Source organism: uncultured Oceanisphaera sp. (assembly GCF_947495715.1).
In the GTDB taxonomy this organism is placed as follows: Bacteria; Pseudomonadota; Gammaproteobacteria; order Enterobacterales; family Aeromonadaceae; genus Oceanimonas; species Oceanimonas sediminis.
Genome location: NZ_CANLZU010000023.1, coordinates 46,279 through 57,524 on the forward strand (window position 1 = coordinate 46,279; position 11,246 = coordinate 57,524).

Annotated in this window: 11 protein-coding genes; 9 read left to right on the plus strand and 2 right to left on the minus strand. The window is 59.5% G+C overall.

The annotated features are described in order from the left end of the window. The first annotated feature begins 1 nt into the window (after position 1). The 6 genes from rsxC to gloA are packed head-to-tail and all read left to right on the plus strand — an operon-like array spanning position 2 to position 5,655. Positions 2–2,188, plus strand: coding sequence for an electron transport complex subunit RsxC (gene rsxC, locus Q0753_RS14325; RefSeq protein WP_298722518.1), 2,187 nt, complete (start codon positions 2–4; stop codon positions 2,186–2,188). Further along, entirely contained in the window at positions 2,188–3,237 is a 1,050-nt protein-coding gene (rsxD, locus tag Q0753_RS14330) for an electron transport complex subunit RsxD (RefSeq protein WP_298722521.1), read from the plus strand. The genes rsxC and rsxD overlap by 1 nt, the downstream gene beginning before the upstream one ends. Further along, on the plus strand, positions 3,237–3,869 hold the full coding sequence (rsxG, locus tag Q0753_RS14335; protein WP_298722524.1) for an electron transport complex subunit RsxG: 633 nt from the start codon (positions 3,237–3,239) through the stop codon (positions 3,867–3,869). Before rsxD ends, rsxG begins: the two co-directional genes overlap by 1 nt. Further along, positions 3,866–4,561: an electron transport complex subunit E gene (locus tag Q0753_RS14340; protein WP_298722527.1), complete on the plus strand. Its 696-nt coding sequence runs from the start codon at positions 3,866–3,868 to the stop codon at positions 4,559–4,561. Before rsxG ends, Q0753_RS14340 begins: the two co-directional genes overlap by 4 nt. Continuing rightward, positions 4,558–5,199, plus strand: a complete 642-nt coding sequence (gene nth / locus Q0753_RS14345) for an endonuclease III (RefSeq protein ID WP_298722532.1) — start codon at positions 4,558–4,560, stop codon at positions 5,197–5,199. The genes Q0753_RS14340 and nth overlap by 4 nt, the downstream gene beginning before the upstream one ends. A gap of 48 nt (positions 5,200–5,247) precedes the next feature. Beyond that, a complete protein-coding gene (gene gloA, locus Q0753_RS14350; protein WP_298722537.1) occupies positions 5,248–5,655 on the plus strand; it encodes a lactoylglutathione lyase in 408 nt (135 codons plus the stop codon). A 279-nt stretch (positions 5,656–5,934) separates the two neighbouring features. On the opposite strand, the gene cysB is transcribed toward gloA, so the two are convergent. Further along, positions 5,935–6,909, minus strand: coding sequence for an HTH-type transcriptional regulator CysB (cysB, locus tag Q0753_RS14355; RefSeq protein ID WP_298722540.1), 975 nt, complete (start codon positions 6,907–6,909; stop codon positions 5,935–5,937). Between the two features lie 206 nt (positions 6,910–7,115). On the opposite strand from cysB, the gene Q0753_RS14360 reads away from it, so the two are divergent. After that, entirely contained in the window at positions 7,116–7,880 is a 765-nt protein-coding gene (locus tag Q0753_RS14360) for a DNA repair ATPase (protein ID WP_298722543.1), read from the plus strand. A gap of 14 nt (positions 7,881–7,894) precedes the next feature. Next, positions 7,895–8,443 carry a VOC family protein gene (locus Q0753_RS14365; RefSeq protein ID WP_298722547.1) on the plus strand — a complete coding sequence of 183 codons (549 nt, stop codon included), beginning with the start codon at positions 7,895–7,897 and terminating at the stop codon, positions 8,441–8,443. A gap of 394 nt (positions 8,444–8,837) precedes the next feature. Here the strand turns inward: Q0753_RS14365 and Q0753_RS14370 are convergent, their stop codons facing one another. Continuing rightward, on the minus strand, positions 8,838–10,052 hold the full coding sequence (locus tag Q0753_RS14370) for an MFS transporter (protein ID WP_298722550.1): 1,215 nt from the start codon (positions 10,050–10,052) through the stop codon (positions 8,838–8,840). Positions 10,053–10,141: 89 nt separating this feature from the next. Here Q0753_RS14370 and Q0753_RS14375 point away from each other — a divergent pair, with 89 nt between their 5' ends. Further along, a complete protein-coding gene (locus Q0753_RS14375; RefSeq protein WP_298722553.1) occupies positions 10,142–11,050 on the plus strand; it encodes a LysR family transcriptional regulator in 909 nt (302 codons plus the stop codon). The last annotated feature ends 196 nt before the right edge of the window (positions 11,051–11,246 follow it).

The following is an 11,246-nucleotide window of genomic DNA, read 5'->3' on the forward strand; positions in this document are numbered from 1 at the left end:
GATGTCGCTGTTACAGGATCTCAATGCAGGCAAACTGCACGGCTTTCATGGCGGTATTCATCCGCCCGAGCGCAAGGCGCCGGCCAACCTCACACCCATCAGCCATGCCGGCCTGCCGGAAGAGCTGGTGCTGCAGGTACGCCAGCACATAGGCCAGCCGGCCAAGATCAGGGTAAAAGCCGGCGAGCGGGTGCTCAGGGGCCAGCCCCTGACCGAGCCGCTCAACCCCATGATGATACCGGTGCATGCGCCCACCTCGGGCATCATTGCTGCCATCGAAGACAGACCCCTCTGCCATCCCTCGGGGCTCGACGGCCTGTGCATCGTGCTCAAGCCCGACGGCGAAGATCAGTGGCGCCCCCGCTATCCGGTGGCCGACTTCCGTTTACTCGGCGCCGACGTGCTGCTGGAGCGTATTCATCAGTCGGGCGTCACGGGTCTCGGCGGCGCCGGTTTTCCGGCCCACGTCAAACTGACGCCGCGCAAGAAAAAAATAGACACCCTGATCATCAACGGCGTGGAGTGCGAGCCCTATATCAGTGCCGACGACCGGCTGATGCTCGAACACCCGGCCGAAATACTGCTGGGCGTGGAGATACTGCGCCACATAGTGCAGCCGCAGCTCACCATACTGGCGGTGGAAGACAACAAGCCCGAGGCGCTGGCCGCGCTGCGCGCCGCCAACCGGGACCAAAACCTGCTCATCGTGGCGGTACCCACCAAGTATCCGTCCGGCGGTGAGAAACAGCTGATTGAAATTCTTACCGGCCTGCAGGTGCCCCGCAACGGCCTGCCTGCCGACATCGGCATCGTAGTGCAGAACGTGGGCACGGCTTATGCGGTCAAACAGGCCGTTATCGACGACGAGCCACTGACGCGGCGAGTGGTCACCCTGGCCGGAGAGGCATTTGCCGAGCCCGGCAATGCCTGGGTGCATATCGGTACCCCGATTCGTTATCTGTTGCAGCGCTATGGCCTGACGCCCGAGCCGGAGCAGCGCATCATCATGGGCGGCCCCATGATGGGCTTTACCCTGCACAGCGCCGCCGCGCCCATTATCAAGGGCAGCAACTGCATACTGGCGCCGAAACAGGCCGAGCTGGCGCCGCCGGCGGAAGAAATGGCCTGCATTCGCTGCAGCAACTGCGCCGATGCCTGCCCCGCCAGCCTGCTGCCGCAACAGCTGTACTGGTATGCCCGCAGTCAGGATCACGACAAGCTGAACAGCCATCATCTGTTCGACTGCATCGAGTGCGGCGCCTGTGCCTATGTGTGCCCCAGCAGCATCCCCCTGGTGCAGTATTACCGGGTGGCCAAGGCCGAGATTCGCCAGGCCCAGCGCGAAGCCGAGCTGGCCGAACGGGCCAAACAACGCTTTGAGGCTCGCCTGCAGCGACTGGCGCGCGAGAAGGAAGAACGTCAGGCTCGTCAGGCCAAGGCCGCCGCCGAGCGCAAGGCGCGCATGGCCGAGCAGGCCGCCGCCGGGGGCGAAGATCCGGTCGCCGCCGCCCTGGCCCGGGTCAAGGCCCGCCAACAGGAGCAGGCGCCCGACGACATGGCTGCCGCCCGCGCCGCCCGCAAGGAAGAAGCCCGCCGCAACCGCGAGCTGAAACAGGCGCAGGCCGGTGGGAAAAATGCCGCCGACGGCACCGCTGACAGCACCGACACCGATAAAAAATCGGCCGTGGCCGCCGCCGTCGCTCGTGCCAAAGCGCGCAAGGCCGCACAGGAAACGGGGGCCACTCCCAAGTCGGAAGCGCCGGCTGAAAACACCACAGCAGACGACAAGCAAGCCGCCATCAAGGCGGCAGTCGCCCGGGCCAAGGCTCGCAAGGCCGAACAGGCCGCTGCCGCGGCTAAACAGGCATCCGGCACCGAGGCGGAGCCGGCGAAAACCGAGACTCCGGCCCCGGCCGAATCCGCAGCCGACGACAAGAAAGCCGCCATCAAGGCGGCGGTAGCCCGGGCCAAGGCACGCAAGGCCGAGCAGGCCGCTGCCGCGGCTAAACCGGCATCCGGCACCGAGGCGGAGCCGGCGAAAGCCGAGACTCCGGCACCGGCCGAATCCGCAGCCGACGACAAGAAAGCCGCCATCAAGGCGGCGGTCGCCCGGGCCAAGGCACGCAAGGCCGCCCAGGCCGAGAAATCAGCGGCATCCATTTCATCCGATCGAGAAGACGAGTCCTAATGGCGTTTACCATCAGCAGTTCCCCCCATGATCGCGCTCCGCTCGACACCGCCACCCTGATGCGGCGGGTTTGTTACTGCCTGATACCGGGCATTGCCGCCCAGTGGTGGTTTTTCGGCTGGGGCAGCCTGGTACAAATTATGCTGGCGGTTGCCACCGCCTACGGTGCCGAGGCGCTGGTGCTGACCCTGCGCGGCCGGCGCCTGCAGCAACTCAGGGACAATTCGGCACTGCTGACCGCCGTGCTGATCGGCATCGCCCTGCCACCACTGGCGCCCTGGTGGCTGGTGGTGATCGGTACCGGCTTTGCCATTATCGTGGCCAAACAGCTGTATGGCGGCATCGGTCAGAACCTGTTCAACCCGGCAATGGTGGCCTACGTACTGCTGCTGGTGTCGTTTCCGCTGCACATGACCAGCTGGCTGCCGCCGCTGGAGCTGCAACTGTACCCGCCGACCCTTGCCGACACCGTGTCGGCCATTTTCACCGGCTTTACCCTCGACGGTTTCAGCCCGCACCAGCTGCGTGAGCTGGCCGATGGCACCACCATGGCCACCCCGCTAGACACCCTTAAAACCGGCTTTACCCAGGGCCACACCGGCAGCGAAATTCTGGCCAACCCGGTGTTCGGCGGCCTGGCCGGCATCGGCTGGCAGTGGGTCAACCTGGCCTATCTGGCCGGTGGTCTGCTGCTGCTGCGGCTCAAGCTCATCAGCTGGCCCATTCCGGTGGCCATTATCGGCAGCTTGCTGCTATTCAGCCTGCTGGGCTTTCTGATGGCGCCGGACGGCACCGCCAGCTCCATGATGCACCTGTTGTCGGGTGCCACCATGCTCGGCGCCTTCTTTATTGCCACCGATCCGGTGTCGGCCGCCACCACCTTTCGCGGTCGCCTGATTTACGGCGCGCTTATCGGTTTGCTGATTTACCTGATTCGCACCTTCGGCGGCTATCCGGACGCGGTGGCCTTTGCGGTCTTGCTGGCCAACATGACGGTACCCATGATTGATGCGCTGACCAAACCCACCACCTATGGAGCGGCCCGCTGATGCTGGAGATGATGCGCAAAAACGGGCTGACACTGGCGACCTTTGCCCTCGGCTGTACCGCCGTGGTGGCCCTGACCCACAGCCTGACGCAGAGCACCATTATCGAGCAGGAGCAGGCCCAGCTGCTGCGGGTGCTGGATGAACTGCTGCCGCCCGAAAGCCACGACGAACCCCTGTTCGACCACTGCGTGATGCTGAGCAGCGAGCCGTTTCTGGGCACGCACGAGGCCCTGCCGGTGTTCACCGCCGTGAAGAACGGCGAGCCACAGAGTTATGCCATCGAGGCCATTGCGCCCGACGGCTACAGCGGCGAAATCAAGCTGGTGGTGGGCATCAAGGCCGATGGCACTCTCAACGGCGTGCGGGTACTCAACCACAATGAAACCCCGGGGCTGGGTGACAAAATCGAGCTGAAAAAATCCGACTGGGTGCTGGACTTCAACGGCCAGTCGCTGCAGGGTGAGGAAGACCCCCGCTGGGCGGTACGCAGCGATGGCGGCCAGTTTGATGCCTTTACCGGCGCCACCATTACCCCCAGGGCCGTGGTCAAGGCGGTACACAAGGTACTGCTGCTGGTAAACCAGCAACCCCGCTTACTGACCCAGGCGCCAGCGTGTGGAGAATCCCTATGAACGAACAACACAAAGAGATTATTCGCCAGGGGCTGTGGCGCAACAACCCGGCCCTGGTGCAAATTCTCGGCCTCTGTCCGGTGCTGGCCGTGACCAGCACCCTGACCAACGCCATGGGGTTGGGTATTGCCACCATGCTGGTGTTGATTGGCTCCAACCTTACCGTTTCTCTGGTGCGCCAGTGGGTACCTAACGAAGTGCGTATTCCCATCTACGTGATGATCATCGCCAGTCTGGTCACCTGCGTGCAGCTGCTGATGAATGCCTATACCTACGGCCTTTACCAGTCGCTGGGCATCTTTATTCCGCTGATCGTGACCAACTGCGTGATCATCGGCCGGGCCGAGGCGTTTGCCTCCAAGAATACCGCCGGACTGGCGGCGCTCGACGGTCTGATGATGGGCACAGGCTTTACCGCCGTGCTGCTGGTACTGGGCGGCCTGCGCGAACTGCTGGGCCAGGGCACCCTGTTCGACGGCGCCGAATTGCTGCTGGGCGACTGGGCAACCAGCCTGCGCATTGATGTGCTGCACCTGGATAACGGCTTTCTGCTGGCGATACTGCCCCCCGGTGCCTTTATCGGTCTGGGCCTGATGATTGCCGCCAAAAACTGGCTGGACGGTCGGCTGGCTGCCCGCCAGGCGCCGGCACCCAAGGCCGAAGTCACCCGCGCAAGAGTGACCTCGCTATGAACATGGAAAAACGTCGCCAGATCCTGGAGCGGCTGCGGGCCGAAAACCCGCACCCCACCACCGAGCTCAACTTTCGCAATCCGTTTGAATTGCTGATCGCGGTGCTGCTCTCGGCCCAGGCTACGGATGTGAGCGTGAACAAGGCCACAGTCGGCTTGTTTGCCGCCGGTCCCACCCCGGCGGCCATGCTGGCGCTAGGCGTAGACGGCGTGAAGGAGCACATCAAGACCATAGGCCTGTTCAACACCAAGGCGGTCAACGTCATCAAGACCTGCGCCATACTGCAACAGTTGCACGGCGGCGAAGTACCGGAAAACCGGGAGGCGCTGGAAGCCCTGCCCGGCGTGGGGCGTAAAACCGCCAACGTGGTGCTCAACACCGCCTTCGGCTGGCCCACCATAGCGGTAGACACCCATATTTTTCGGCTCTCGAACCGTACCGGCTTTGCTCCGGGCAAGAACGTGGACCAAGTGGAGCACAAGCTGCTGAAATGGGTACCGGCGGAATTCAAGCAGGACGTGCACCACTGGTTTATTCTGCACGGCCGCTACACCTGCATCGCCCGCAAGCCCCGCTGCGGCTCTTGCGTGATCGAAGACCTGTGTGAATTCAAAGATAAACAGTATCCCGATACCTGACGGGAAATATCCGACCTCTACATCCACACCACTCTGGGAGTGTTAATCATGCGTATTCTTCACACCATGCTACGCGTAGGTAACCTGGACAAGTCCATCGCCTTTTATACCGATGTCATGGGCATGAAACTGCTGCGTACCAGCGAAAACACCGAATACCAGTACACCCTGGCCTTTGTCGGTTACGGCAAAGAAGAAAACGAAGCGGTACTGGAGCTGACCTACAACTGGGGCACCGAGCAGTATGATCTGGGCAACGCCTATGGCCATATCGCCATTGAGGCCGATGACATCTACGGCATGTGCGAACAGATCCGGGCCGCCGGCGGCAAGGTGACCCGCGAGCCGGGCCCGGTAAAGGGCGGCAGTACCGTTATCGCCTTTGTGGAAGATCCGGACGGTTACAAGATAGAGCTGATTGCCAAGGCCGACGCCGGCAAGGGCCTGGGGGAATAACTCCACAGGCTCTAAGCCGCACGCTAGTTCCAATGTAGGCCCCACTTCAGTGGGGCTTATTTTTTAGAACGGCCCATCGCGTAGGGTCCAATTTATTGGACCGGCAGGCCCGCGTGCAACACCCTTGGTCGAATAAATTCGACCCTACGAAAAACGGCTCCCATAGGTGCAAACCGGCAGACGAGAAAAATTATCAGGCGCGGAGACGGACAGTTCCCTCCTCACGCCTCACGCCTCACGCCTCACACCTCACACCTCACACCTCACACCTCACACCAATCAGCGTACGGGCAACTCCACATCTTCAAACAGTTTGTCTATTTCATCCGGTGATTTCAGGGCCGTGGCTTTGTCTACCCGCTCGCGGGTCAGGTGGGGCGCAAACCGTTCCATAAAGTCATACATGTAGCTGCGCAGAAAGGTGCCTTTGCGAAACCCTATCTTGGTGGTGCTGGCCGCAAACAGGTGGCTGGCATCGATGGCCACCAGATCCGTATCCTGTTCGGGATCCACCGCCATGCTGGCGAGCACACCGATGCCGATGCCCAGCCGTACATAGGTCTTGATCACGTCGGCGTCGGTGGCGGTAAACACCACCCTGGGTTCAAAGCCGGCCTTGTTAAAGGCAGTATCCAGCTCGGAACGGCCGGTAAAGCCGAATACGTAGGTCACCAGCGAATAATGGGCAATCTCGGCAATGTCCGGCTTGTCGATGGTGGCCAACGGATGGTCTTTGGGCACCAGAATACAGCGATTCCAGTGATAACAGGGCAGCATGATCAGATCCTGATACAAATGCATCGCCTCGGTGGCAATGGCAAAGTCGGACGAGCCTTTGGCTACCGACTCGCTGATTTGTACCGGTGTGCCCTGATGCATGTGCAACGACACCTTGGGATAGCGGTTGATAAAGCCCTTGATCACCTCCGGCAACGCATAACGGGCCTGGGTATGGGTCGTTGAAATATTGAGCGAGCCCTGATCCGGGTGGGTATGTTGACTCGCCACCGCCTTGATGCTCTCGACCTTGCCCAGAATTTCGCTGGAAATACGGATAATATCCTTACCAGCAGGCGTCACTTGAGTCAGATGCTTACCACTACGCTCGAACACCTGAATGCCCAGCTCATCTTCCAGCATCCGCACTTGCTTACTGATGCCGGGTTGCGAGGTATACAGGCTCTCGGCGGTGGCAGACACATTCAGATTATGGTTGGCAACTTCAACGATATAGCGTAACTGCTGCAGTTTCATGGTGGCTCGATAGTAAGGTGACATAGCTAAATATTATCAGACCCTGCAAAAATATCCTCTTTGGTAATCATTAATAACCAAAGGTTATATGCTAACAGATTAAACAATCAGCGGTTTTATGTCGTTAACCGTATGGGGGTTAGCCAAAGTCCGATGACTGGGGTAACATTTCACTTCACCTTTACCTATCCACGAGCCGCCGACAGATGACGCTGACACTGATCCTCATAGCCATAGGCGCCTTGTTGTTTCTGGTTATTGTTTACAATATTCTTCAGCAGTACCGTCAAAAACAGGAAGCAGAAAGACGCACCCTGTTACTCAAGCACAAAAACATCATCAACGAGACCGATGAATTGCTGTTGCACGCCGGCCAGTTGCCATACAGCAAGGCGCTGGTGATGATGCTATACAACCGTATTCTGTCCAGCCTGCACATCATGCGGCAACAAGACCCCGCCAGTACCCAGGTAAAATCCCGCACTACCAATATCGAGCAACAGCTGCAGCAGGTAAAAGAACATTATCAGATGGAGCAGGCCAGCCTGCAGCCACCCGAGTCGGATCGGCAGGCCATCCATATGCTGAAGATCGTGAAACGACTCCGTGCCCTGTTACGTATAGAACACAACAACGGCAAGCTGGGAAACCAGACGTTTGTCATCGAAGATCGTCGCCTGGAACTGATACAGCTGAAAATCAATCTGGCCAATCTGACCAAGCGGGCGCATCTTGCGCTGAATAATAAAAACAACCCGATGGCTCATCAGATGCTGACCAAGGGCCTGAGCGTACTGGAGCAGGTGCCCGACAAGGATGAGCAGCTGAAAAACATCGAAGAAAATCTGCAATTACGATTGAACGAGCTGAATAACAGCCAGATCAAGGTAGAGCAAGAGCAAAAGGCTCGCGTAGAAGAGCAGGAAAAGTCCGAACTCGATCAGCTGTTCGAGCCCAAACGAAAATGGTAACCCCTATACCGTCAATGCTGGATTTACTGGGCGATGTGCGCGGTTTTATGGCGCAACTGGAGCAGGGCCTGCTCGGTTATGGCCTGCCGCCGACCTTGGGCCACATGGATCACGTCTGTTATCGGGCGGCAACGCCGCAAGAATACCTGCGGCTGCGCAATGCACTGGCCCGGTTTGGAGACTGCCTGGTCGAAGGGATGATCGGCAACCGGCCCATCATTACTTATCGGCTGCATCAACCACTCGCCAGCCCCTTCGGGCCCGTCCCCTGCCTCGAACTGGCCGCGCCCAAGGCCGGTAAACAGCATCTGCACGGCCTGGAACACGGTGAAATAGTGGTAAGCAAGCTGCAGCAGTTACTCATCGATTACCCGAACACCCCCTTCAATACCAAGGGACTAGCGGGCTCCTCGCCCGAGCTGACCCTGGCGCTGCCCCCTTATCAAGTCAAGTTTCACCAACGCAGCCTGGCCGACACCATAGCGTTTGAAATCGCCCGCAACGAAGTAATACCGGTACCCGATGATTACTGGTCAAAAGACAGCGGTAAGCCTGTCTCTTAGTCACAAGTCTGTCAGTCCATAAGATATGCTCAGAGGCAACTGGGTAGCCTCTTCCGACACGCTAAACCGCATCCCTGCGACGCTCAGCACATGACGTCCTGTCATGTGATGGTCGGCTGAGTCTATCCCAGCCGCCTCTTTTCGGGCTCAGAGTCGTCGGTGAGCACCACTGAAACCCCCTCGGTGTTGAGCACCGGGCTGGCTGTCAGTATTCAACAGACTGCACCGGAGCTTCACGAAGCAGTCGCGGGGATTGCCGGAGTCGACCGTCAAATGTCATGGATGACATTTGCCGAGCGTCCCATGGATGGGCTTGAAGCGTGTCGACGGAGTGCAACCGCGCTACTGCTTCGCGTGGCGATCATTCTCAACGATTTGTGACTAAGAGACAGGCTTATGGCTGACAACTTACGGCTGATTCTTGGCGCAGCAACCGCAGGCTGAGGCCCGCCGTCACCATCAGTACCAGCATCATGCCCGCCGCTACCCCCGGCAATCCGGCCCACGCCCAGAACGGATACAGATAAACCCCGCCCAGACTGGCCCCCAGATAATAAAACACCAGATACAGGGACGACGCCAGGGCCCTGTGGTGCTGCACGCTGCGCCCTACCCAACTGCTGGCACAGGCATGGGCCAGAAAGAAGGCGAAGCTGTCCACCAACAGCGCCAGCAGGATCAACGGCAAACGATCGCTGAGCAGGCCGAGGTTGCCAACGGCCATGATACCGATGGCGCCCAGCAGGGTTCGACACAGACCGAAGCGACTGATCAGCCAGCCGCTGATGCCGGAGGCGAAGGTGCCGGTGAGATAGGTCAAGAACAGCAGGCCCAGCGCCGCCGGCGCCATCTTGATGGGCGGCTCCGATAAATAGAAGGCTACATAGGTGTATTGATTCAAAAACACCATGAAGTTGAGCCCGCCCACCAGATACACGGGCCACAGCAGGGGGTTGCGAATATGCTCAAGCAAGGGCCGGACTCCCTGCCCCTTGCCGGCCGGCACAAAGTAGCGTGACGGCGGCAACCATTTCAGCAACGGCAGCCACAACAACAGGCTAATCGCGCCCAGCACCAGAAAACTGGTCTGCCAGCCTCCGATCCACAGCTCGCCCCCCTGTTCACCCCATTGGGCCAGCAGACCACCGAATACCCGCCCGGCGATGCCGCCCATGGAATTGGCGGCAATATAAATGCCGATGCTGGTGACCAGCGCCCTGGGGGTCAACTCCTCTCCCATGTAGGCCACCGCAGTGGCCGGTAGTCCCGCCAGAAAAAAGCCCTGCACGCCCCGCGCCGCCAGTAACCAGCCGAAGTTCGGTACCAGCGCCATCAGCAGACTCAACACAATGGCGACCAGCAAACAGCCCAGCATGACCGGTTTACGACCCAGCCGGTCGGCAATCCGCGCCCAGAACAGCAGACCAACAGCCAGCCCCAGGGTAGAAATCGACAAGGCCCAGCTGGCCGACAGCGCCGACACATCAAAGTCCCGGGCCAGCAGCGGCAACAAGGGCTGGGTCAGATACAGATTGATAAACACCAGCATGGAGCCCAGGCCCAGTGTCAGGGTGGCGCGCCACCAGAGCCGGGTTTTCAAATCGATCATGGCTTACTCCCGAATGACAGCCTTGACCTTATTCCTCACCTGCGTATAAATGAAATATATAAAATTTATAAAAAAAATAACAAAACCTTATGCTTGAAACCAAATGGCTACGCCAGTTCGTTGCCGTCGCGCGAGCAGGTAACATCACCCGCGCTGCCGAGCAGCTGCATCTGGCCCAGCCCGCCGTCACCATGACCATCAAGAAGCTGGAGCAACAGCTCGGCATCGCCCTGTTCGACCGTCGCCAGGGCCGACTGCAACTGACCGCAGAGGGTGAGCGGCTTTATCAGCATGCCGAAGGGATTATCAATGCCCTCACTCTGGCCGAGCAGGACATGGCGGCACTGCACGATCTCAACAGCGGCGAAGTCAGTATCGGCATTCCGAGCATGCTGGGCTCCTTTTACTTTCCGCCACTGCTGATGGCGTTCAAACACCGGTATCCGGGTCTGTCCATTCGGGTCATTGAGGCCGGTACCCAGGATCTGCTGGCCCGGTTATGCCAGGGGCAGCTTGGGCTGGGCATAGTGCTGACCTCTTCCCTGCCGTCCACCCTGACCGGCCTGCCGCTGCTGCGAGAAGAAATGGTGGCGGTGGTCAATGGCGAGCATCCGGCCCGCCATCAGGCATCCATCGCCATCGACGACTTTCTGGGGCAAGAGCTGGCGGTGTTTCGTCACGGTTTCTTTCACCGGGAATATATCGACGAGATGGCGAAACAGACCGGCATCAGTCCCCATATCGGTTTCGAGAGCAACCTGATCCCGCTGTTAAAAGCAGTGGTGCGCCGAGGCTTTGCCATCACCACCTTTTTACGCATGGTGATCGAAGACGACGCCGACCTGTTTGCGGTGTCGTTTGCCGAGCCCTACTTTCTCGACCTGTGCCTGGCCTGGCCCTGTGACCGCCGCCTGTCCCGGGCCGAGCAGGCTTTTATCGATTTTATTCGAACGGAACCGGGTCTCTTTACAGCTTCAATCAAAAACGTTATAACATAACAAAAATTATCGGAGCCCGTTATGTCCCTCAAACCCTTTGCCCTCGCCCTGCCCCTGTTGCCCTTCGGCCTGTTCGCCCAGAGTTTACCCGGTGTACACGAGCACGGCTTCGGCCGCCTCAGCCCTGAGGGATCCCCACAATTTTTGGCACTTAATACGCATAATTTTTGCTCATTTCATCATAGGCCTCGGCAAG

Excerpts from the sequence above, each read along its gene's own strand:
- rsxC (WP_298722518.1), top strand. The coding sequence starts at position 2 with ATGTCGCTGTTACAGGATCTCAATGCAGGCAAACTGCACGGCTTTCAT.
- rsxD (WP_298722521.1), top strand. The coding sequence starts at position 2,188 with ATGGCGTTTACCATCAGCAGTTCCCCCCATGATCGCGCTCCGCTCGAC.
- rsxG (WP_298722524.1), top strand. The coding sequence starts at position 3,237 with ATGCTGGAGATGATGCGCAAAAACGGGCTGACACTGGCGACCTTTGCC.
- Q0753_RS14340 (WP_298722527.1), top strand. The coding sequence starts at position 3,866 with ATGAACGAACAACACAAAGAGATTATTCGCCAGGGGCTGTGGCGCAAC.
- nth (WP_298722532.1), top strand. The coding sequence starts at position 4,558 with ATGAACATGGAAAAACGTCGCCAGATCCTGGAGCGGCTGCGGGCCGAA.
- gloA (WP_298722537.1), top strand. The coding sequence starts at position 5,248 with ATGCGTATTCTTCACACCATGCTACGCGTAGGTAACCTGGACAAGTCC.
- cysB (WP_298722540.1), bottom strand. The coding sequence starts at position 6,909 with ATGAAACTGCAGCAGTTACGCTATATCGTTGAAGTTGCCAACCATAAT.
- Q0753_RS14360 (WP_298722543.1), top strand. The coding sequence starts at position 7,116 with ATGACGCTGACACTGATCCTCATAGCCATAGGCGCCTTGTTGTTTCTG.
- Q0753_RS14365 (WP_298722547.1), top strand. The coding sequence starts at position 7,895 with ATGCTGGATTTACTGGGCGATGTGCGCGGTTTTATGGCGCAACTGGAG.
- Q0753_RS14370 (WP_298722550.1), bottom strand. The coding sequence starts at position 10,052 with ATGATCGATTTGAAAACCCGGCTCTGGTGGCGCGCCACCCTGACACTG.
- Q0753_RS14375 (WP_298722553.1), top strand. The coding sequence starts at position 10,142 with ATGCTTGAAACCAAATGGCTACGCCAGTTCGTTGCCGTCGCGCGAGCA.